Origin of the sequence: Flavobacterium salilacus subsp. salilacus (assembly GCF_004634195.1) — a bacterium.
GTDB classification, from domain to species: domain Bacteria; phylum Bacteroidota; class Bacteroidia; order Flavobacteriales; family Flavobacteriaceae; genus Flavobacterium; species Flavobacterium salilacus.
Genome location: NZ_SKBP01000002.1, coordinates 185,047 through 206,514, shown reverse-complemented (window position 1 = coordinate 206,514; position 21,468 = coordinate 185,047). Strand labels below are relative to the sequence as shown.

Annotated in this window: 19 protein-coding genes and 1 tRNA gene; 3 read left to right on the top strand and 17 right to left on the bottom strand. The window is 36.7% G+C overall.

Annotated elements, in window-relative coordinates; all coding sequences use genetic code 11:
- Position 1: 1 nt before the first annotated feature.
- Both E0W68_RS03975 and E0W68_RS03970 read left to right on the top strand, forming a co-directional pair.
- Positions 2 to 901: a rhomboid family protein gene (locus E0W68_RS03975; RefSeq protein WP_135218116.1), complete on the top strand. Its 900-nt coding sequence runs from the start codon at positions 2 to 4 to the stop codon at positions 899 to 901.
- Between the two features lie 33 nt (positions 902 to 934).
- The gene (locus E0W68_RS03970) at positions 935 to 1,987 is read left to right on the top strand and encodes an endonuclease/exonuclease/phosphatase family protein (protein WP_135218115.1); all 1,053 of its coding nucleotides are present in this window, start codon (positions 935 to 937) and stop codon (positions 1,985 to 1,987) included.
- Positions 1,988 to 1,990: 3 nt separating this feature from the next.
- Here E0W68_RS03970 and E0W68_RS03965 read toward each other — a convergent pair whose 3' ends face one another.
- The 9 genes from E0W68_RS03965 to E0W68_RS03925 form a co-directional block, all read right to left on the bottom strand.
- On the bottom strand, positions 1,991 to 2,602 hold the full coding sequence (locus tag E0W68_RS03965) for a WbqC family protein (protein WP_135218114.1): 612 nt from the start codon (positions 2,600 to 2,602) through the stop codon (positions 1,991 to 1,993).
- Between the two features lie 13 nt (positions 2,603 to 2,615).
- Positions 2,616 to 2,987 (bottom strand): four helix bundle protein, encoded by a 372-nt coding sequence (locus E0W68_RS03960; RefSeq protein ID WP_135218113.1) that lies wholly within the window; start codon positions 2,985 to 2,987, stop codon positions 2,616 to 2,618.
- A gap of 31 nt (positions 2,988 to 3,018) precedes the next feature.
- The gene (lepB, locus tag E0W68_RS03955) at positions 3,019 to 4,725 is read right to left on the bottom strand and encodes a signal peptidase I (RefSeq protein WP_135218112.1); all 1,707 of its coding nucleotides are present in this window, start codon (positions 4,723 to 4,725) and stop codon (positions 3,019 to 3,021) included.
- 45 nt (positions 4,726 to 4,770) lie between these two features.
- A complete protein-coding gene (gene dapB, locus E0W68_RS03950; RefSeq protein ID WP_135218111.1) occupies positions 4,771 to 5,475 on the bottom strand; it encodes a 4-hydroxy-tetrahydrodipicolinate reductase in 705 nt (234 codons plus the stop codon).
- Positions 5,476 to 5,481: 6 nt separating this feature from the next.
- The gene (locus tag E0W68_RS03945; RefSeq protein ID WP_135218110.1) at positions 5,482 to 6,054 is read right to left on the bottom strand and encodes a DUF5683 domain-containing protein; all 573 of its coding nucleotides are present in this window, start codon (positions 6,052 to 6,054) and stop codon (positions 5,482 to 5,484) included.
- Positions 6,054 to 6,956: a ParB/RepB/Spo0J family partition protein gene (locus E0W68_RS03940; protein WP_135218109.1), complete on the bottom strand. Its 903-nt coding sequence runs from the start codon at positions 6,954 to 6,956 to the stop codon at positions 6,054 to 6,056. Before E0W68_RS03940 ends, E0W68_RS03945 begins: the two co-directional genes overlap by 1 nt.
- The gene (locus E0W68_RS03935; protein ID WP_135218108.1) at positions 6,953 to 7,729 is read right to left on the bottom strand and encodes a ParA family protein; all 777 of its coding nucleotides are present in this window, start codon (positions 7,727 to 7,729) and stop codon (positions 6,953 to 6,955) included. Before E0W68_RS03935 ends, E0W68_RS03940 begins: the two co-directional genes overlap by 4 nt.
- 133 nt (positions 7,730 to 7,862) lie before the next feature.
- Positions 7,863 to 9,140, bottom strand: coding sequence for a T9SS type A sorting domain-containing protein (locus tag E0W68_RS03930; protein ID WP_135218107.1), 1,278 nt, complete (start codon positions 9,138 to 9,140; stop codon positions 7,863 to 7,865).
- 142 nt (positions 9,141 to 9,282) lie between these two features.
- The gene (locus tag E0W68_RS03925) at positions 9,283 to 10,164 is read right to left on the bottom strand and encodes an SDR family oxidoreductase (protein WP_162845796.1); all 882 of its coding nucleotides are present in this window, start codon (positions 10,162 to 10,164) and stop codon (positions 9,283 to 9,285) included.
- A 127-nt stretch (positions 10,165 to 10,291) separates the two neighbouring features.
- Between E0W68_RS03925 and E0W68_RS03920 the strand changes: the two genes are divergently transcribed.
- Positions 10,292 to 10,489, top strand: a complete 198-nt coding sequence (locus tag E0W68_RS03920) for a hypothetical protein (protein WP_135218106.1) — start codon at positions 10,292 to 10,294, stop codon at positions 10,487 to 10,489.
- Positions 10,490 to 10,980: 491 nt separating this feature from the next.
- Here E0W68_RS03920 and E0W68_RS03915 read toward each other — a convergent pair whose 3' ends face one another.
- The 8 genes from E0W68_RS03915 to scpA all read right to left on the bottom strand — a co-directional run bounded on the left by E0W68_RS03915 (position 10,981) and on the right by scpA (position 21,459).
- On the bottom strand, positions 10,981 to 11,280 hold the full coding sequence (locus E0W68_RS03915; protein ID WP_135218105.1) for a hypothetical protein: 300 nt from the start codon (positions 11,278 to 11,280) through the stop codon (positions 10,981 to 10,983).
- Between the two features lie 11 nt (positions 11,281 to 11,291).
- Positions 11,292 to 13,595, bottom strand: coding sequence for a zincin-like metallopeptidase toxin domain-containing protein (locus tag E0W68_RS03910; protein WP_135218104.1), 2,304 nt, complete (start codon positions 13,593 to 13,595; stop codon positions 11,292 to 11,294).
- Positions 13,588 to 13,938: a nucleotidyltransferase family protein gene (locus E0W68_RS03905; protein ID WP_135218103.1), complete on the bottom strand. Its 351-nt coding sequence runs from the start codon at positions 13,936 to 13,938 to the stop codon at positions 13,588 to 13,590. Before E0W68_RS03905 ends, E0W68_RS03910 begins: the two co-directional genes overlap by 8 nt.
- A complete protein-coding gene (locus tag E0W68_RS03900) occupies positions 13,935 to 17,966 on the bottom strand; it encodes a hypothetical protein (protein WP_135218102.1) in 4,032 nt (1,343 codons plus the stop codon). The genes E0W68_RS03905 and E0W68_RS03900 overlap by 4 nt, the downstream gene beginning before the upstream one ends.
- Before the next feature lie 437 nt (positions 17,967 to 18,403).
- Positions 18,404 to 18,477: transfer RNA gene (locus tag E0W68_RS03895), tRNA-Pro, on the bottom strand.
- A gap of 73 nt (positions 18,478 to 18,550) precedes the next feature.
- A complete protein-coding gene (locus tag E0W68_RS03890) occupies positions 18,551 to 19,009 on the bottom strand; it encodes a GyrI-like domain-containing protein (RefSeq protein WP_135218101.1) in 459 nt (152 codons plus the stop codon).
- 63 nt (positions 19,010 to 19,072) lie between these two features.
- A complete protein-coding gene (locus E0W68_RS03885; RefSeq protein ID WP_135218100.1) occupies positions 19,073 to 19,189 on the bottom strand; it encodes a 30S ribosomal protein THX in 117 nt (38 codons plus the stop codon).
- 131 nt (positions 19,190 to 19,320) lie between these two features.
- Complete coding sequence (gene scpA / locus E0W68_RS03880) at positions 19,321 to 21,459, bottom strand: methylmalonyl-CoA mutase (RefSeq protein ID WP_135218251.1); 2,139 nt, start codon at positions 21,457 to 21,459, stop codon at positions 19,321 to 19,323.
- Positions 21,460 to 21,468 lie beyond the last annotated feature (9 nt).

The window sequence follows — 21,468 nt, the reverse complement described above, 5'->3', positions numbered from 1 at the left end:
CATGGGACTTTTAGACGATTTAAAATCAGAATATAAAATAGGGGGCATAACCCAAAGGCTTATTTTTTGGAATGTAGGCTTGTTTATAATTCCTTTTATTGTATTCAGCCTTTTAAAGCTGGGAGGTATTTTGGTACCTGCTTTAGACTGGACTGTGGGCGGAACTCAAAACTGGTTGAGTTTATCATCCGATCCTGCTGATTTGCTATGGAAGCCTTGGACGCTTGTTACCTATGCATTTTTACACAGCGGATTTCTGCATGTTTTTTTCAATATGTTATGGCTTTTTTTTGCAGGCAGGATGTTCCTGACTTTTTTTACGCAAAAGCAACTTTTCGGACTTTATATTCTATCGGCAATATTTGCAGGATTAGTGTTTATTCTGGGTTATGAATTACTCCCTCTTGTAAGAGGGGTTAAAGCGCCTATGGTAGGCGCTTCGGCAGCAGTAATGGCAATACTTGTTGCGTCAGCCGTATATGCTCCATATTACCCGGTGCGCATGCCTCTTATAGGGACTATTAAACTATGGCATATTGCTGCTTTTTTTATAGTGTCTGATTTAATATATGTTTCTGTAGAAAATACAGGCGGGCACATTGCTCACTTGGCAGGTGCATTGTTTGGTTATATTTATATAAAGTTACTTCAAAACGGAACGGATCTGAGCAAGGGAGTTTCTAATAGTATTACTTTTTTTGAAAATATTTTTAAGCCTAAACAGAAACATACTTTTAAAAAAGTACACCGCAATCCTGCGCCGTATAATAAAAAAACAACTACTCAACCTAAAGATCTTACGCAGCAGCAGATAGATGATATACTGGATAAAATAAGTAAATCAGGATATGACAGCCTTACCAAAGAGGAAAAAGAATTTTTATTTAAAGTTGGCAAATAAATAAGTAGCTTTGGGCTTGCAAAGGCAGTTATAATGAAAAAACTTTCTTGGTTTAATAAAGTTATGCTTTTCTTCAATATGGTACTAACCGTGTTGACGTTCGTGGCTTATATTTTACCTTTTTTAGCCCCAAATATATTCCCTATACTATCAGTATTTACACTGCTCTTGCCGTTAATGTTGGTATTTAATTTCCTGTTTTTTTTATATTGGTTGCTACAGTTTAAAAAACAAATGCTGCTTTCGGGCATTGTCCTGCTTCTGGGCATTACATTTATAAGTAAGTTTTATAAATTTTCTCAGGAGGAGCTACCCGTACACCAAGACGATTTTACATTGATGAGTTATAATGTAAGAATGTTTAATTTATACAAATGGGTACCGAATGCAAATATTACTGACAGTATAAAAAGTTTTGTGCGTAAGCATAATCCCGATGTATTGTGTTTTCAGGAATATGCACCGTTAGATAATGTATATTTTAATAACTATAAACATAAGTACATTTTTTCAAGCGAGGACACTCATAAAACAGGTCAGGCTATTTATTCAAAGTTTCCCATAGTGAGTAAAGGAGATATTAAATTTCCTAATTCCAGCAACAATGTTATCTATGCCGATTTGAAAAAAGGGAATGATACTATAAGGGTTTACAGCATGCACATGCAGTCTATAAAAATAAGCCCCGATATTCATGAAACAATAGATGAAGAGAAATCGAAAGTTATTTTTAAACGACTTAGCGAAGCGTTTACTAAACAGCAGCTACAGGCAGAACTGATAGAAAAGCATAAAAAAGAATGTAAATATCCTGTTATTATTTGCGGAGATCTTAACAACAGTGCTTTCTCCTATGTATATAGAAGCGTGAAAGGAGATATGAATGATGTTTTTGAGGAGGTAGGCAGCGGGTTTGGAAAATCGTATAATTTTAAATATTATCCTGCAAGGATAGATTATGTGTTCTCTGATGATAATTTTGAAATAAAATCATTTACCACTTTTGATACCATAGTAAACTCTGATCATTTTCCTATAATGGCACGTATGGCTATTACTCCGGTAACGGAGAGACAGAAAGAATAAAACCTACAATACTTGGCTTTTTAAATAATCCATTGCATGGCGACCCTCGTTAAAAAGCAGATCGAGTACGCTGAGATTGTTAATAAAACCATGCTTTTCTCCGAAAACTTGTGTGTAAGGTTCAAAAACACCACTATCTTTTTTACCATTAGCTAGATGGCGGTAATCGTCCAGATTACTCACTTCATGAAAATACTCTGTGGTTTTATTATAACAAAAGTCCATTCCCAAACAATCGGTAACAATCTCCATCGCTTCAAAGTTAAGATCCATCATATATGTATGCTTTTTCTCAAATAACGGGCGTATATCGTCTTCAAAATATTCAAAGAAGGGCGAAGTCCTGTAAGCAGCTTCAAGCGATTTAAAATGCTGTTTACGCCAGTCAAAAGCCTGCTCTATTTTAGTATCCTTAAATTTTTGATGTGCCGTTTTGCTGTGCTTTACAGGAATATTGAGCAGTTGGATACCGTTTGGACTATATATATACATCCTGTTCCTGTTGGTTTGCTTCTGGAAGTTGTCTTCAACCTCAAAAGTTACCGCATTTGCCTTTGCCATAGCCACAAAGTGACTGATAGAAGGGAAGTAGGTAGGATGTAGTAGAATGTGCATTTCTTGAAATTGATTATTTGGTTATTTGGCGGATTTGATAATTTCTTAAAGCATTAATTTTATTGGTAATGCTTTCAAGCATACTTCTTAACTTTATATAATCGGTTTCAATAATTAAATTTAATTCAGATGAAATTATTAATTGGTTCAGAACTTCTATTGCCGAACTAAACGCCATTGTCGAGAAATGGGCTTTGTCTTTAAATGAATGCCTTGCTGAACCTTCAGCTATATTTGAGCAAACAGAAACAGAAGCTCTGCGAATTTGTGAAGTTAATCCGAACTTCTCGGAATCAGGAAATGAATTGGTAATCTCATAGATAACCTTTGTAAAAGCTTTTGCCTCTACCCAAACTTCTAATTTTTCAAAGGAAAATGTGTACATCTTCAGATTACCAAATTTTCAAAAAAACAGATTAACTATCTTTCGTTTTCTTTTTGTTTTTTCTGAAATAATCATACGTAAACCAAGCTACAAGAGCAATTATAAAGTACTTAAAGTAAGATACCGGCTCGCCTGTACCGCTTACAGTAGTAAACATCCTGTTCCAGCGAACTTTTTTACCAAAGTTGCTCCAGGGTTCGTTTTGGTCGAGACTCAGCCATATAAATACAGGTTTACCCACAATATGGTCTTCAGGTACATAGCCCCAATAGCGGCTATCTTCGGAGTTATGACGGTTATCTCCCATCATCCAGTAATAGTTTTGTTTAAAAGTATAACTGTCAACAACCTCTCCGTTTATCCTTATTTCATTACCGTTTACTTTAAGGTCATTATTTTCATATTCGGTAATAATCATTTTATAAAACGGCAGGGTTTCTTCATTAAGCGCTACGGTTTTACCTTCTTGCGGTATATATATGGGTCCCATATTATCTACACTCCATGTAGGTTTTGTGTAAGGGAATATCTCCGGCGATGGCGGGTACATATAAGTATCCTTTATCTCTTTTACAAAAGGGTCAGCTTTAAGGGCAGTTACTTTATCATCAGTAACATTTACCTGGAGTTTGTTCCTCAACATATTCATGCCCAATTTTTGTAAGAACTCATCCTTAATGTATCCAAAAACCTCTACGTTTACAGAATCTCTTTGCAGCTCAATAAGCGTTGCATCTACTTCTTCGCTGGTCAGGTATTTTTTAACATCAGGGTTGTCCCAAAGTTTTTCCTTAATCGTATAATAATACCTTATTTCGGTAATGTCATACTTATCAAGAAAATTTTGAGTGATTGTTCCTTTTGCCTCTAAAGGATAAAAATGCTGCGGTTTTGCTCTATCTGACAAAATAAGCTGTTTACCATCGATATACACTATACCGTTTTTTATACTCAATGTATCGCCCGGTCTGCCTACGCAGCGTTTTACATAGTTCGACTTTTTATCGATGGGTTTACGTACCCCAATACTGTTTTTATCTCTAAAAAACCGAACGGTATCTACAGGCCAGTTAAAAACTACAATATCATTTTTTTCAGCCTCTTCAAATCCGGGAAATCTAAAATAGGGTAGCTGCGGTTTGTTAGTATATGATCTTATATTTGCCAACGGTATAGTATCGTGCACCATTGGTGCAGCTACGGTAGTCATAGGTGTTCTTGCTCCGTAATGAAACTTGCTTACAAAAAGGAAATCACCAACAAGGAGGGTTTTCTCTAACGATGAGGTGGGTATGGTAAAAGGTTGCATCACATAGGTATGCACAACTGTAGCAACTACTATGGCAAAGAGTAGGGAGCTTACCGTGTCGCCCGATTTGCTTTTGGCTTTTAATTCCCTTTCAGGACGATAATCTGCATTACCACTATAGTTTATATAATAAATATATAAGCCGAATGTAAGAACGCCCAGTAATGTATCTGTAATGGAGGTTTTACCAAAACTTCTCAGCGTTTCTACCCATACTACAGGAAACATGATAAGGTTTACAACAGGTACAAACAATAACAAAACCCACCAGCGGGGTCGGTTAATAATACGCATTAGTACTACGCCATTATAAATAGGCACGGCTGCTTCCCAAGGTTTTCTGCCCGCTTTTTGGTATAACTTCCATGTACCCAAAAAGTGTACTACTTGTACCGCCAGTATAAATATTAACCATTCTGATAGTGTCATCTCTTATGTGTATTTTTTATATAAGTATCTTTTTATACTAATTTGTTACTCATGTAACCCTAAAACATTTTTCATACTGAATACGCCCTGTTTACCAATCAGCCATTCGGAAGCAATAACGGCACCCAAAGCAAAACCTTCGCGACTGTGGGCGGTATGCTTAATTTCGATGCTGTCAACATCAGAATTATAAGTTACCGTATGTGTGCCGGGAACGTTTTCCTCCCTTTTTACATCAATAAAAATATCGTTTTCTTTTTTGTTTTCAATAGCCCAGCCCGAATAATTGCTGTTGGCAATAATACTGTTAGCAAGTGTTATAGCTGTGCCGCTTGGTGCATCAAGTTTTTGGGTGTGGTGTATCTCTTCCATCGAAACATTGTACTGTTCCAGTTTCGACATCATTTTGGCAAGCTGTACATTAAGCTCAAAAAAAATGTTGACTCCCAAACTAAAATTTGAGCCGTATATAAAAGCTCCTTTTTTAGTTTCGCAAAGCTGTACCATTTCATCATAATGTTCCAGCCATCCGGTAGTGCCGCTTATTACGGGGATGTTTTTATTAAAACATGCTGTTATATTGCTAACTGCTGCACTGGGTACACTAAAATCTATAGCAACATCAGCTTTTTCTAAACCCTCAAAACAATCAGTACTTTTTTTTCGCAATACTATTTCATGACCTCTTTCCTGTGCAATACGTTCTATCACTTTGCCCATTTTCCCATAACCTAAAAGTGCAATTTTCATAATGTACTAAAATTGATAGTTGACGGTAAGCCCCATATGATAGTTATTATCTATTTCGTTTTGATCCAGTTTAGGATATAAAGAGAGGTTTTCATTTACGTTAAACTGCCCTAAGTGTGCATTTACGTTGGCTTCAACTATATTAAGTACATAAAGCCCTACGGTTATCAGCATAGAGAGGTCGCGATTACGCTGATGAAAGCGTTGCCCGCTTATAAGCCTGTCTTCGGTAAGCGGAGCCAGTTCGCCCGTTACTTCACGTCCGGCGAGCTTATCTCGGTAGGCATCTCTGTATTCGTGATATTTTTTATTATTGAAGTTATAATAATACAAACTAAGCCCCATAGCCCCATAAACAACGGGTACTTTCCAGTACTTTTTATTATACACCTGCCCAAGCCCCGGTAATACTGCCGAGTAGAAGGCGGCCTTAGAGGGTGCAAGCGGGTCTATAGTATAAGGTTTCAGCGCAACGGAATCCTTAACCACAATATTGGTTTTTAAATCGTCGTCCTGTGCCAATAGTGGGGCAGATGAGAATACTGAAAGTAGTATGAATATGAAAAGCTTGTTTCTCACTAACGCTGTATAAGTTTTATAATCCTGTTGAAATCTTCTTCGGAGTGGAAAGGTATTGTTATTTTTCCTTTTCCCTTAGTATCTATTTTTACATCTACTTTTGCCCCGAAAAATTCAGTAATTGCTTTTTGCTGATTTTCTTCTACTGCAAAAGCATTCGATTTTGCTGCGGGTTTTGCCGTAGCAGGTTTAAGGCTTTCCTGATAGTTTTTTACTAATGCTTCCGTTTCTCTTACCGAAAGATTTTGGCTCACTATTTTTTGGTAGATATCAGCCTGCGCATCGTGATCTTCTATAGTAATTATAGCACGGCCATGCCCCATTGTTATGAAACCATCACGAATACCGGTTTGTATTATTGGGTCAAGTTTTAATAAGCGCAGGTAATTGGCTATAGTAGAACGTTTTTTGCCTACACGCTCGCTCATTTGCTCCTGTGTAAGTTGTATTTCATCTATAAGTCTCTGGTAAGAAAGTGCTATCTCGATAGGGTCAAGATCATGACGCTGGATATTTTCAACCAATGCCATAACTAACGATTCATTATCGTTAGCCAGCCTTATATAAGCAGGTATGTGTGTAAGCCCTGCCATTTTAGAGGCACGAAGACGTCGCTCTCCTGATATTAGCTGGTATTTATTATAATCGAGTTTCCTTACGGTAATAGGTTGTATTACACCCAATTCTTTAATAGAAGAGCTTAACTCGGTGAGCGATTCTTCATTAAAGTTAGTTCTGGGCTGAAAAGGGTTTATTTCTATAACATCAATATCAAGCTCAATAATATTGCCTACCACTTTATCTGCATTTTTATCTTCTGCCGATTTAATATCGTTTTCAGGATCTTTTAATAATGCTGATAATCCTCTGCCCAGTGCTTGTTTTTTTACTGCTTTTGTCATAAACCTACGGTACTGTTTTTCTTTATTATCTCTTCTGCCAGGTGCAGATAGTTACTTGCTCCTTTGCTGGTAGCGTCATAATTTATAATGCTTTCGCCATAGCTTGGCGCTTCGCTTAGCTTTACATTTCGTTGTATAAGGGTTTTAAAAACCATATTGCTAAAATGCTTTTGCACTTCTTCTGCCACTTGGTTGCTCAGTCGTAGCCTTGCATCATACATAGTTAGTAAAAGTCCCTCTATATCTAACGCAGGATTGTGTATTTTTTGTACACTTTTTATAGTGTTTAATAGTTTTCCTAAACCTTCCAGTGCAAAATATTCGCATTGTATGGGTATAATTACAGAGTCGGCTGCCGTAAGCGCATTAAGGGTTAACAGCCCTAATGATGGTGCGCAATCTATCAGGATATAATCATACTTGTCTTTTATGTTCTCTAATGCCTGTTTCAGCATATATTCTCTTTTTTCTTTATCTACAAGCTCTATTTCTATAGCTACAAGGTCTATATGTGCCGGTATTACAGAAACATTAGGAGCCGTACAAGATACAATTGCTTCTTCGGGTGTGATGCTATGCTCCAACAATTGATAAGTACCCACAGTTACGGCTTCGACATCAATGCCAAGACCGGAGCTTGCATTTGCCTGAGGATCAGCATCTATTAAGAGTACTTTTTTTTCCAATACACCCAGCGATGCCGCTAAATTTACTGATGTTGTTGTTTTGCCTACGCCGCCTTTTTGGTTGGCAATAGCGATGATTTTACCCATTAGCGCTTATAAATTTTGAACCGTAAAAATACAACTATTTATGGTTTCTGAAAATGGAATTTGTTAACATTAAGAAATAAAAAAGCCGGAGAATATTTCCTCCGGCTTTGATAGTAAAAAGTGTTATATCGCCTTAGCGTATCACTAATTTTTTAGATTCGGTATAGTTACCCGATTGCATTTGTACAATGTATATACCTGATGTTAAAGATGACAGGTTTACCTCTTTAGTATAAAAACCGGAGTTGTTGGTAACTTCTGTTTCAAATACTTTTGCACCTGTTACAGAGTAGATGCTTACGGTATTTTTCTCAGCTACTGAGTTTTTAAGATCATACATCAATGTAATTCTTTTATCAGTAGTTGGGTTAGGGTAGAAGCCAAAGCTTACGTTATTGTTAAGGTCTTCTAAGCCTGCTGTTGCTGTAATATTCTTGTAGTTAAAGCTAAGGTTACCTGTGCTTGATCCTTCAAAAGAAGTAAAATATACTCTGTAAATGTTACCATCAGTATGTTTTACATAGTATGTTGTTTCAGGATCAATATCATAAGCAGGAGGGGTAGCTTCCATGTTAAATGTCTTCCAGTCGTCACCAATAGTATTGATTTCTTCTGTATAAGCCTCTTCAGCGGGAGCTGTAGGCTCATCTTCAGTAACTGCGGTTTCATCCATTTGTGCTACAATTACTGTAGTGGAGTTGTTTAATACTCCGTTTACCAAATACATAGTAGGCTCTTCATCAGTCCCTATGTTACCGTAGTATCTTCCAAAAGCAAGATCCCAATCAGAATCTTCAGGAGACACTGTTACAGTTTCATCTGTATCAAGCGAAAAGAAATTGAAAGTATAATTAGAAGTTCCGTTAGGGATAACGCTTGTTACGTCATCTCCCCATGCAGTACCGTTCCAAGTTGCATATTTGATGGTATATCCACCAAAGTAATCCTCAATAATCAGCTTTTTGTATGATTCTGCTGAATATTTAAGTACAAAAATTACAGCACCTGTTACATGGTGGTTTACCGGGTTATAATTGCCCCAGCCATAATCAGCAGATCCTGTGTCAAAAGCTCCTGTTAACCATGTAGTTTCTGAATTGTATAGTGGTGTCCAGTTAGCCTCTTCAGTTACATCAATGGCAGCCCAGTCATTAACATCGTTTGATGCTTCAAAAACCTGTGTGCCTCGGCTATCGTTAACGCGAATGCCAATATCCATTGAAGAAATTCTTAAAAAGGCCAAATCCCAGCTATCAACTGCTGCAGCCGTTTGTGTATTAGTTGAAAATTGGAAAAATACCTGATTGGTATAAGAGGGTTGTAACGGAATAGTTACTGCTGTATAATCCTCTTGTGCAGATGCAAATAATCCTGTAAATAATGAAGCGAACAGAAGTAAATTTTTCTTCATGACAAATGATTTATTTAGATTTATTAAAAATAGTATTCTCGGTGCAAATATATTATATTTATTTATATCAAATCTAAATAGAATAAAAAAAATAGCTGATATTTTTTTAAATATCAGCTATTATGCGGCTGTTTACAGCTAATTATTTGTCTTTCTTGGCTTTAATCATTGCCTCAAGCATGTCCCACATCTCTTCGGGTATCGCTTCCAGCAGGTTAAACTGCCCTGCACCTTTCAGCCATTCGCCGCCATCTATAGTTATTACCTCGCCATTTATATAGGCTGAAAAATCAGAAACCAAATAGGCTGCAAGGTTAGCAAGCTCCTGATGGTCGCCCACACGTTTTAGCGGCACTTTTTTAGCAAGGTCAAATTTATCTTTCAGGTCACCCGGTAGCAGTCTGTCCCATGCGCCTTTGGTAGGGAAGGGACCGGGAGCAATAGCATTGGTGCGTATGCCGTATTTTGCCCATTCTACCGCAAGGCTTCGCGTCATTGCCAACACGCCTGCTTTGGCGGTAGCACTTGGCACTACGTATGCCGAACCTGTCCAGGCATAGGTAGTAACAATGTTAAGTATGTTGGAGTTTTCCTGTTTTATATCTATCCAGTGTTTACCAAATGCAAGTGTACAGTTTTTAGAACCTTTAAGCACAATGTCTATAATAGTATCAAACGCATTAGCCGAAAGCCTCTCGGTAGGAGAGATGAAGTTACCCGCAGCATTGTTAAGCAATACATCAACACGTCCGTAAGCAGTAAGCACTGCCTTTAGCATGTTTTCAACTTCATCATAATGGCGTACATCACATTGCACAGCAAGGCACTTTCCGCCTGTTTCTTCTTCCAGTTCTTTTACGGTATTTTGTAATTTCTCCAAGTCGCGTGATGTAATTGCCACTTTAGCACCAAGCTCCATAAAATATTTTGTCATGGCTTTGCCCAGTCCGCTTCCGCCACCGGTTACTACAATAACTTTATCATTAAGTGCGCCATCGCGCAGCATTTTATTGGTATAGTTCATTTCTTTTATAGGATTATGTTATATCGTAAAGATAATAATTATAGTGTTATGCTTACATAATGTTTTGTGAGGGTGATTTTTAAAGAAAAAAATCTATATTTAATTTCTTTTATATAAATCTAAAGAGATGAACGAAGTTTTTGCTGCAATCGCTAAGCAGGAGAATGGCGAATTTAAAGTAACCGATGCAAAATATGATGGAGCAGTTGCTGCTCAGGACTTCCACCTAAAGCTTTTGAACCTTTTATGTATTCTTCTAGATGCTTATATTCATGAAAAATCTTATACTCTGTCATTCCTTTCTGAACATATATCTTGTTTGTAAATGGATTAAATACTGCTCTATTGCCCTTAAGTAATTTATGCTCTTTAGGCAAAATTACTAATTCAGTTTCCTTGTTTAATGCCTTAGTTTCCTTATACCAATATTGAATTCTAATCCTTCTAAGCGTAGGGCTACCTAAATAACCTTTTCTACTTACAAGAATATCATCTCCTCATTTAGCTAAAAAGTCTAATTCATCAATTTCATCTGCAACCTTTCTACTCTCTTCAACTAACTCATCAATTTGCTCTACAAACTTATTATTTTTAACTTTCTTAAGTTGGTTACTATACTTAACAATACCCTTTGCAAGATAATAAGAAATTGTACCCCCGCTAAAACATAAATCTATAATAGACCAGTTGGTTAAAAACCATCGCCCGCCTTCTGTTTTTTCCAGTTCTTTTCGTACAGCAGGTAAAGAGCTTGCTGTGTTTTTTTATAAAAAAAGCTATCATTTGATAGCTTTTATATTGTTAAAATTATTCTGATTAAAACGTACCATCCGTTTCTAAATAACCGTTATTTTTTAATATATATAACAATTTTAAAGTCTCAGCATCATAATAAGCAAATGCACGTTTTCCTTCAATATAATCTGCAATATTACCTTTAGAATCATATTCTATATAGTCTGCGAAGGAAAATGATATGACATATACTTCTTTTGAAACACCATCTCTCAACTCTTCGGTTTCTTTATCATAAAACTCAAATCGATTTTCAATACTATAATCATGCTTTTCTAAAAACTTTTTTATATCATCTATTAATTTTTCTTTTATATTCATGATTTTAAAATTTAAAGTTTATCAATGTTGATGCCATTCATTTCACAATCTTTAATAATCTTATTTATATATTTTCTTGCGTTGTCTAATTCTTTTTGACTAAACTTATTGTTGCTTTTAAGAATTTCTTGATAAACATAATTCTCCCTTTTATATTCTCTTATTAGTTGCTGCTCAGGACTTCCTCCTAAAGCTTTTGAGCCTTTTATGTATTCTTCTTTACCTAATTTTGTATATTCCTCTAGATGCTTATATTCATGGAAAATCTCATATTCTGTCATTCCTTTTTGAACATATATCTTGTTTGTAAATGGATTAAATGCTGCTCTATTGCCCTTTAGTAATTTATGCTCTTTAGGCAAAATTACTAATTCGGTTTCCTTATTTAATGCCTTAATTTCTTTATACCAGTATTGAATTCTACTTCTTCTAAGCGTAGGACTACCTAAATAACCTTTTCTGCTCACAGGTACATCATCTCCCCATTTAGCCAAAAAGTCTAATTCATCAGCATTATCAATTACTTTTTCACTCTCTTGAACTAAATCATCTACTTTCTTTGTAAGTTGTTTGTTGTTTTTTACCTGTTCTTTAAACTTTGCAGCATGCTTAATAATACCTTTTGCAAGATAGTAAGAAATTGTACCTGCGCTAAAACAAAAACTTAGAACTCCCCAATGAGAAACAAACCACCTGCCGGCTTCTGTTTTATTCAGCTCTTCCTTAACACCGGGTATAGTTATGCCTAAGTTAATTGTGCTAACGGCAATATCAATTACAGCAAATAATCGTGCTGCCCCGCGCACTCCTGCCGAGAGTGCCCCACCACTGGTAATAATACTAATAATATCTACTACGGCCAATGCCACATCTGTTACATCACTCCACTCCCTTTTATCGCCTAAGTATTTACCATATAGTGCAATGGTAGGTATAATTTCTACCTCATTAAGGTCTGCATCAAATTTTTTAATGTATATGATGTCAAGGGGGTGGAATTGGTTCGATTTGCTGTCAGGATTATTTAATTCAACATCTTCTCCAAACAAGTACGTAAATATTCCTAAACCATCAAACCTAAAAACAGGTAGTTGAAGTTCATTTGTAATTTCTACTTTTCCTTCTTCATCACCAAACAAAATATTAGTTTCAATATGGGAATTCCCATCTTCACTAACGGTAAATGTCCTCGGGTTTATATCTTCCCCTGCCTTAAGGAAGGAAAGTCCTGTAAAGTAAGTACAAAACTCCTTAATCGCATTTTCGTCGTCAAACTCATGAAATAAATCTATTAACTGTTGCGGATTTTTATTAAAGTAATCATACGTCGTTTCAGGGTTTAGTTTAGTTAATATTTTTGCTACCCCTCTAGTGGTATCATTCCCAAGCCTATCCCTATGGTCAAACTCAGTCAGGGCAAATACATTGCTTAAAGTATTAGCAAAGTCCAGCTCCTCGGCAACAAATCTTGGTATGTACTCGTACAACCAGTTTAACCTGAAAAACTTTTCATAATTATAGTCTCCGTAATAGCCTTTATTATCAAGTTCTTCTGTTTTCTTTAATGCTTCCAAAAAGGCATTTTTAACTTTATTTTGAAAATTGCTGTTACTATTAAGATTACATAATTTTAATAACTCTTCGAAATCCTCATAAATAGAAGATTTTATAATGACGGCAATTTCTCCTTTACTGTCTTTCTCTACTAGATAACGAGTAGTGCCAACATAATAAAAATAAGCCTTGTATATAACTTTCCTTCTGGAAAGGTCAAATTCAAAATCAAGCCCAACAGTTACATCATTTTCTGAATCTTTTTTAAGATTTATAACGCCTTCTTCTTTATTTAATTTACCCTCTAACTGTAAATATCTTGAGCCCAATCTATTTGTTATAGGTTTTTCTGCCTCATATATTTCTTTAATAGTATAGCTTGTAGATATTCCTGCCATACGGTCAAATATAGCATCTTTCCCAAAAGATACATTTTTAGTAATATATCGTTCAGAAGTGCCAATAAAATTGCGGTAATCAAACTTAGCATCTTTATCTATTTTAAGAAATTCAATTAATGTTGGAAAATCAATATACTTATCTTCATAGTCCGGCTCATAAAACAAGCTGCTTTTACCAAACGGGGAATTGTTTAGAGTATACTCGTTATTTATCTCCAAGATACTTCTATAGCCTTGTATATCTTCGAAACTGTTATTCCCGACAGATCCTAAACCCAAATTTTCGAATGAAAGGAACTCGCTACCGGAATTGAGAAAAGGCTGGTTTTCTCCACTAAAAATATCATCAAAATTACTCACTGTTCTTTAAATTATTTTCCGGATACATCTCAATCCAGTGTTTTTGATATTTAAAAAAAGTATCCGCTCCCTTTTTATCAGTTACTTTAAGGTCTATATAATAACCAAGATCTGTAGTCCATACTTTAGTATTAACAATAGGAAAGCGGCAAACAATTAGTATATCCCAGTCTTTACCGTCCAGCGCAGTGCCCCAGTCGCCGTAAGCTGTGTGTGCCCTGCTGCCATAAAGGTATATATTATATACAGGAGATATTACTTCTATTTTCTGTTTAAGTTCGCCAAAAAGGTATCGCAGCACCTTATCGGGCTGCCATATTAAATTTTCTCTTTTTAAACTCATACTTTAAATTTGGCTATAGGCAATAAAGTATTTAACTCGAAATCGTATATCGGAATACCCGATTTATCCTGCAGTCGTCCTGTTACATTATAGCCACCATATATTATCCTAACACTTTCGTTACCGGTTATAACTCTTAGCATATCGTAGTCTGGGTCAAAACCTCCCTCCGAATTTTTTTTGATAAACATAAAATCAGGTATAACAGCAGTATCTATTGTAAACTTAATACCATCAGGGTTGTTATGTCCCTGAGAGCTATTAACAAATAGCTGTTGAGCTTCTATACCGTTTATAGCTGAAAGCTGCTGGGCAAGTTGCTCATAAACTATTGATACGCTGTCTTCCGGCTGCCATGAGGCATCACGATTTATGGTTATAATTTCCCCCATAGATTCGTATATTCTTGGGAAGTAACCTCTATCATCATAAGTGCCAACATCATAAACATCACCATCCTCCACTCTCAAATGGTCAAGATCATGAAATATAAATTGTATTTTTGCGGTTTGCCCTTCATTACCTAATTGTGCATTGGTAATTTCAAAGTTAGAATTACAAGGTATTACAGTTCCTTCTTCAAATTCATCTTCCTCCCCGCAATTACAAGGCAATGCTTTTTCTACCTTCAAGCCAATACTATCGGCTTGCAGTATGGTAAGTGTAGTAGGTAGCCTTGTTATCCATGCTTTGCCTTCTTTTTTAGGTGGTTCTTCTCTGGTTACTTCAGCTACCAAGTCAAGATACAGAGGGTCTCCAATTGTAGGTACTGTACCACCGTTCCATATAAAACCTGTGGTCAGGTAAAGGGCAGCAGCTTCTTCAAAACCAGGTCTTATTGTAACCACAACCCTTGCCATACCTGCCTGCATAAAGCTACGGAAGAGCGGATCATCACTTTTATCAAATTGATACATTTTAGCCCAGTTATCGCGCTTGCCCCAGAAATAAGGATAGAAATTGTATGATATTATATCCCATTCAAATGCCTGTTCTAAGAATTTAACCGTATTGGTGTAATTATCCAGCCCTTGGCTAAGGTTTACTTCAAAGTTTCCGAAAGAATCACCTGTTGTCATATTAGCACCATAGGCAAAGCCTCCTGCAATCTGTCTAATAAGATATGAGATACAGTTTTTACGTAACACTAAATTCTCAATCTGCCTATAAAATCCCGGATTTGTTTCTTTTTGTGTTACGGTTGGTTGTTGTGCTGATAACTTATCGTTATATTCGGCTAATGCTTCTTCATATGCATTGATAAGTGCATTAAAAGTTTTTATTTTCCAATTATCTATTGCCTCTTGAGTGACATCACACTCAATAGTAACATTTATATCTCCTGCAGTATAACCACCTAATAAATATGAAATAGGTACTTCTTCTCTGAATCCAGGGATTTCTATTGAGGCATTCATAATTTCACCCTGCGTCCACCATCCATCGCCTGCTATTGTACTACCTACACCTCCAATTCTTAGATCGAATGCTGCAGGAGTACTACCGTCTCCTACTGCTGAAAAAGAAGCATAAGCCTTTTTAGATTTATATCCTTCTGGGATAGTTACTTTTCCAGCGTCTGATTCGGCTGCTCCTTTCTCTTTTGAATCACTTCGAATTTTAAATCCTTCCCCTACTTTAATAGTATTCGCTGGCTTTGGTTCTATTTCTACATTGTAATACCCTGTCCAGTAAGCAATTTTTTCTTCGGTTAAAGAGGCGTAATTAATTATTGCATATGGATCAAGAGCAGGATCATTTGGTTTTCTGGGATTTCTAGGTTTTTCTATTTCATTATTTTGAACACCTTCTTCTTCCATTCCTAAAAGATGTAATTCAGCAGGATCAGGTATCATAAACTCAAGCATCATACGCTTACCGTAATTCCAAATCTGGTTTTTATATAATTTGTCTACCCAACGGTATACTCCTACAACATGCTGGCTACCAAAACGGTTATCAAACCCATGCTTGTTGTTCTCTTCATACTCTTCTATAATCTTGGAAATCCGTTCTTCTTTAATTTTAGAAACTATTCTCTCTGTAGCACGTTCTGTAATTTCCTGTGCAGTAGTTTCTGCAAGCCGGGAACTATTTTCCTGAGATGTATTAGTAGCATAAGAAAGCCCTGTAGATACTGAAAAGCTACCACCTCCATCATAATTAGCTGTTACGGATGCTCCTAAATCTTTAGATTCAGAGATTACCCTGCTTATTTCGGATTGTAATTCATGGCGGTTTGTAGTCGTTGTGTCAGTTAGCCTTTCCTGCTCCGTTTCACTACTAACTGTTGTTGTCTCTTCAGTTCTCCTCAACATTCGGGTGGCTCGCTCTTTATATTCACGTGCCATAATATTTTCTATATGCGAGACTTCTCCCTCAACATAACACTGGACAGTTTGTTCTACTTTTAGGTAATCTGCCACCCCGAGATCTCTAAATCCAAACTTACTAGGTACAAAAGGTGGATTAGTATTTACCTCATTATACGCAGGATCAGTACCCAGCGCGGTACCTGAAGTACATAAAGTCATTTCAGCATCAATATTTTCAATATTTCTTATACTTCCGTTAGTGAAAATAATTTCAAAATCAAGAATATCATTATCATCTCCGCCAATTTGAGGAATTGAATAAGTATAGAAGCTTTGTAATGATAAAACTCCATTATTATAAGTCACTACTGGCGCATTAATAGTTTCCTGATATGTATTATCACTAGGCTTTGTTACCGTTATTACTATTTTTAGCACCTGCCAGGTGTTATCAGGCACACCAATGGTTAATGTAAATGCGTTATACACCCTATTTACTCTCGCTGCGCATAAATTAAAGCTGTCAGGTTTCATTCGAGAACCCTTATTTACGGAATAGTCATAGCCAGCAAAATTAACTGTGGTGTTGAGAGGATAAATATTTTCGACAAGTTCTGTACTTGCACTTCTTCGTGCAGATTCTACTTCAGGATAAATACTATTATAGGTAGGATAGGATTTTAATAAATCGCTTCTTCCCTCCGGTGTATCATTCTCAAAGTCATACCCTAAAACATCCAATAGTACATTAAGGCTTTTTTCAGTCAATTCCTCCTCCATTTTAACAGCAGTAATCTCATCCTCATGAGAAAAGGAAAATTCCGGTAACGATGGATAAGGAACATAAGCAGGTTGGTGGCAAGGGTTTTTAGGGTCGTAAGGAATATCAGGATTCTGAACCGAACAATAAGCCTGTTTGGCATTTTCAAGGTCTTGGCGATATGTTTCGAGGGTAGGTGCTATGTCTTCTTCATATTGTTTATATGCCTGACTATAAGTAGCTGAATAAGATTCACGGTATTTATTTTCAGAACGATTTAGTTCTTTTATCAGTCCACCGTAATTCTCAATCCTCATTTTAGCACTACTAACTATTATTTGCGACTTTAAAAAGCCCGTTGGTATATTCGGTTGGTATTTTGTTGATGTTTCTGAGTCTGTCGCTACTTTAATGTAATCTGAAAAAAGTTCAGATGGTAATACCAATTTTGCATTCACCACTTCTCTGTTATAATCTGAAGAGTGTTCAATATCAGTATCAACCAGTCTGTAAGCATGATCAGCAAGCAGCATCTCTGAAAGAGCTTCTTTTACGTAGAAGGATTTTTGGGTTATGGCTTGATAATAAAAATTATCCCACATTATTTCCCGCTCTTGCGCAGTTAATCCTTTTGTAACCTTTTCATATTCATCAACTAAGTCGGTATCGATATAGTTGGTTTTATTTTTTGCCAACCATTGAGAGAAATTATATAGACTCTCAGATATATCCTTAACATCGTTTACAGACTCATAAGGAGAAGAAAAGCTCTCGGCAGCTTGCCTCATAGCACTGGCTTTAATTGTCCCTATGGGGGCATTATCCCAAGCGGTAAAAAAATAGCCTTCTAATGCGGGAATAACATTTGTTGTGTTTTTTTTGGTTTCATCTTGAAGCTGTGGGCTTCTAAGCTTAACAAACCTGAACAGTGTACTAGTGATCGGATGTTCCATAATTAATTAATTGGTTATTAAATAAAAATATAACTTTCGTATAATTATTTTTATTGTTGCTGGTTCAATTAATCAATGCGAATATTTTAGGTGATTTTTTATTTATTATGAAATTGTTAAATAAATTAACTTTAAATTTATGTTTATATAAATAAATTGAATAATAACAATACCCAACGTTAGGTATTGTTATTTAAAAAGGTTTATTTTTTAATTAAATAAGTAATAATATTAATAACGATAAATTAATACACTATGGTTAATTTAAATATTGAATTAATTTTTAAAACATCAGTTAGAAAAAAGTGCAAAGAATTTTGAATTATGCTCTCTAGTTTATAGAAAACTCAATAAAAATGAGAAATTCCAGAAATATATCTATATAGTAAAATAAACAAAAAACCACCTAATCTCTTAGATGGTTTTTCTATAAGTTGTCGGGATGACTGGATTCGAACCAGCGACCCCTAGCACCCCATGCTAGTACGCTACCAGGCTGCGCTACATCCCGATTCCCTAATCTGTAAAGGAGTGCAAATATATTAGTTTTTATATAAAAAATAAACATTGGCTTAAAATTATCTTTACACACCAATAAAGATGTCTACTTCGGCATCGTACCAATCATGACTGCGTTCGTCATATACTTCAAAATCTGCTTTGTAGGCTCTTTGCATTCCCGATTCCCAAATGTTTTTCCATTCTTTAGCAACACAATCGGGCATTTTACCCTTGGCGGTAAAATTTATAAAATCGCGCGGCGGTATCACTATATTCTCCATGCCTTCCGGTACAGGCGCGCCGGGAGCTACCCTGCAACCGATAAAATAAGAGTAAGGCTGGGTATGGTCGCCTTCATAGTCATAATAAACTGCATATACTTTATCTTCAATCCTTTCGGGTATTTTTACAAACCATCCACCTTTTTCAAATTCCTGCCATAACTGTCCACAATCTTTCATCGACTGTCCGTTAGTATTAGAAGTTTTGTGCGGAAGAGCAATACCTGTAAGATAAAGAGTTTCAAGATGATGTTTTTCCATTTCTAAATATATTTTATGATGAAAAAAAGGCAGCCTTGTGGCTACCTTTCATTATACGCTGAATTAATCATCAGAAGATTTTGAATTACTGCTGTCAGCATTCTTGTCTTTAGGTCGCCTTACACCATGAGTGCCACGCCAAATTTTTCCTCTTTTTGTTTTTACATCTCCTTTTCCCATAAAGTTTAAAATTTGAATGTTAGTAATATTCCAAATTTACAAAAAACTATTTTTTATGGCAAAAAACACTGCTTTTATATAGATACTAATTCGTGCTTCAGTTTGTGTCGAAACTGTAAAAACTTTATAGTTTACTCTTCAAACCCTTTAATCAGTACTTCTAAAATTTTAATGGCTGCCTCGCTTATTTTAGTACCGGGACCAAATACAGCAACGGCACCACAATCAAAAAGATATTGATAATCTTGCGCAGGAATAACCCCTCCCACAATTACCATTATATCCTCACGACCATATTTTTTCAATTCTTCAATAACCTGTGGTACTAAAGTTTTATGCCCCGCAGCTAATGAAGATACTCCAAGAATGTGAACATCGTTTTCTACCGCTTGTTTGGCAGCTTCTGCCGGGGTTTGGAATAGCGGACCTATATCTACATCAAAACCTACATCGGCATAGCCTGTAGCTACTACTTTTGCACCTCGGTCGTGACCATCCTGTCCCATTTTAGCAATCATAATACGCGGACGGCGACCTTCCAGCTTTGCAAATTGATCGGCAAGCTGTTTGGCTTTTTCAAAGCTCTCGTCGTTCTTTATCTCTTTACTATACACACCGCTAAATGATTTTATTTGTGCTTTATACCTGCCATATACCGTTTCGAGTGCATCGCTTATTTCGCCCAGTGTGGCTCTGTGGCGTGCAGCCTCTACTGCTAAAGATAATAAATTCCCTTTGCCTGTTTTTGCCGACTCGGTTAATTTTTCTAAACATTCGGCTACCTTTTGGTTGTCACGGCTTGTTTTTATCTGCTCTAAGCGCTCTATTTGTTGGCGACGTACCATTTGGTTATCTACATCCAGTATATGCAACGGGTCTTCTTTTTCAAGGCGGTATTTGTTTACACCTACTATTATATCCTGTCCGCTGTCTATACGCGCCTGTTTGCGCGCTGCGGCTTCTTCTATACGCAGTTTAGGGATGCCTTCCTCTATAGCTTTGGTCATACCGCCCAGTTCTTCAACTTCTTCAATTAGTGCCCATGCCTTATCGGCAATTTCTTTGGTTAGGCTTTCTACATAATAACTGCCTGCCCAGGGGTCAACCGTTTTAGTTATTTTGGTTTCTTCCTGTAAAAATATTTGTGTGTTACGTGCTATACGTGCCGAAAAATCGGTTGGTAGTGCTATTGCCTCGTCTAAGGCGTTGGTATGTAATGATTGTGTTCCGCCAAAGGCAGCAGCAGCAGCTTCTATACAGGTGCGTGCCACGTTGTTAAACGGGTCTTGCTCCGTAAGGCTCCAGCCACTTGTCTGGCAATGGGTGCGCAGTGCAAGCGATTTTTGATCTTGCGGATTGAATTGCTGTAATAGTTTTGCCCAAAGCATGCGCCCGGCACGCATTTTGGCAATTTCCATAAAATGGTTCATGCCAATAGCCCAAAAGAAAGAAAGGCGAGGGGCAAACTCATCTATTTTCATACCGGCAGCAAGCCCTGTGCGGATGTACTCCAAACCATCGGCAAGGGTATAAGCAAGTTCAATATCGGCGGTAGCCCCGGCTTCCTGCATGTGGTACCCCGATATACTGATGGAGTTGAACTTAGGCATATTTTTACTGGTATATTCAAATATATCAGCTATAATTTTCATAGATGGAGTAGGAGGGTATATGTAGGTGTTACGCACCATAAACTCCTTTAAAATATCATTTTGTATTGTTCCCGAAAGTTGTTCAGGTGCTACGCCCTGTTCTTCGGCTGCTACAATATAGAATGCCATAATGGGGAGTACCGCGCCATTCATAGTCATAGAAACTGACATTTCACCTAATGGTATCTGGTCGAAAAGCACTTTCATGTCTTCTACACTGTCAATTGCTACTCCGGCTTTACCTACATCGCCCACTACACGTTCGTGGTCGCTGTCGTACCCTCGGTGTGTGGCAAGGTCAAATGCTACGGATAGTCCTTTTTGTCCTGCTTCGAGGTTGCGTCTGTAAAACGCATTACTCTCTTCGGCGGTCGAGAAACCCGCATATTGTCTTACTGTCCAAGGGCGACGTACGTACATAGTAGTATATGGGCCCCGCAGGTTGGGTGCAAATCCTGCCCCGAAGCCTATATGCTCTAAATTTTTAATATCATCAAGAGTGTATTGTTTTTTCAGTTCAATGCCTTCGGCTGTCGTAAAGTTATCTGTTACTCCTGATGCGTTAGTATTAGTTAGGGTGTCTTTAAGTTGAATATGTTGTATATCTTTTCTTTTCATCATAACTTT

Bases quoted from the DNA above. Each gene is read 5' to 3' on its own strand.
- E0W68_RS03975 (WP_135218116.1), top strand. From the start codon at position 2: ATGGGACTTTTAGACGATTTAAAATCAGAATATAAAATAGGGGGCATA.
- E0W68_RS03970 (WP_135218115.1), top strand. From the start codon at position 935: ATGAAAAAACTTTCTTGGTTTAATAAAGTTATGCTTTTCTTCAATATG.
- E0W68_RS03965 (WP_135218114.1), bottom strand. From the start codon at position 2,602: ATGCACATTCTACTACATCCTACCTACTTCCCTTCTATCAGTCACTTT.
- E0W68_RS03960 (WP_135218113.1), bottom strand. From the start codon at position 2,987: ATGTACACATTTTCCTTTGAAAAATTAGAAGTTTGGGTAGAGGCAAAA.
- lepB (WP_135218112.1), bottom strand. From the start codon at position 4,725: ATGACACTATCAGAATGGTTAATATTTATACTGGCGGTACAAGTAGTA.
- dapB (WP_135218111.1), bottom strand. From the start codon at position 5,475: ATGAAAATTGCACTTTTAGGTTATGGGAAAATGGGCAAAGTGATAGAA.
- E0W68_RS03940 (WP_135218109.1), bottom strand. From the start codon at position 6,956: ATGACAAAAGCAGTAAAAAAACAAGCACTGGGCAGAGGATTATCAGCA.
- E0W68_RS03935 (WP_135218108.1), bottom strand. From the start codon at position 7,729: ATGGGTAAAATCATCGCTATTGCCAACCAAAAAGGCGGCGTAGGCAAA.
- E0W68_RS03930 (WP_135218107.1), bottom strand. From the start codon at position 9,140: ATGAAGAAAAATTTACTTCTGTTCGCTTCATTATTTACAGGATTATTT.
- E0W68_RS03925 (WP_162845796.1), bottom strand. From the start codon at position 10,164: ATGAACTATACCAATAAAATGCTGCGCGATGGCGCACTTAATGATAAA.
- E0W68_RS03920 (WP_135218106.1), top strand. From the start codon at position 10,292: ATGAACGAAGTTTTTGCTGCAATCGCTAAGCAGGAGAATGGCGAATTT.
- E0W68_RS03915 (WP_135218105.1), bottom strand. From the start codon at position 11,280: ATGAATATAAAAGAAAAATTAATAGATGATATAAAAAAGTTTTTAGAA.
- E0W68_RS03905 (WP_135218103.1), bottom strand. From the start codon at position 13,938: ATGAGTTTAAAAAGAGAAAATTTAATATGGCAGCCCGATAAGGTGCTG.
- E0W68_RS03900 (WP_135218102.1), bottom strand. From the start codon at position 17,966: ATGGAACATCCGATCACTAGTACACTGTTCAGGTTTGTTAAGCTTAGA.
- E0W68_RS03890 (WP_135218101.1), bottom strand. From the start codon at position 19,009: ATGGAAAAACATCATCTTGAAACTCTTTATCTTACAGGTATTGCTCTT.
- E0W68_RS03885 (WP_135218100.1), bottom strand. From the start codon at position 19,189: ATGGGAAAAGGAGATGTAAAAACAAAAAGAGGAAAAATTTGGCGTGGC.
- scpA (WP_135218251.1), bottom strand. From the start codon at position 21,459: ATGAAAAGAAAAGATATACAACATATTCAACTTAAAGACACCCTAACT.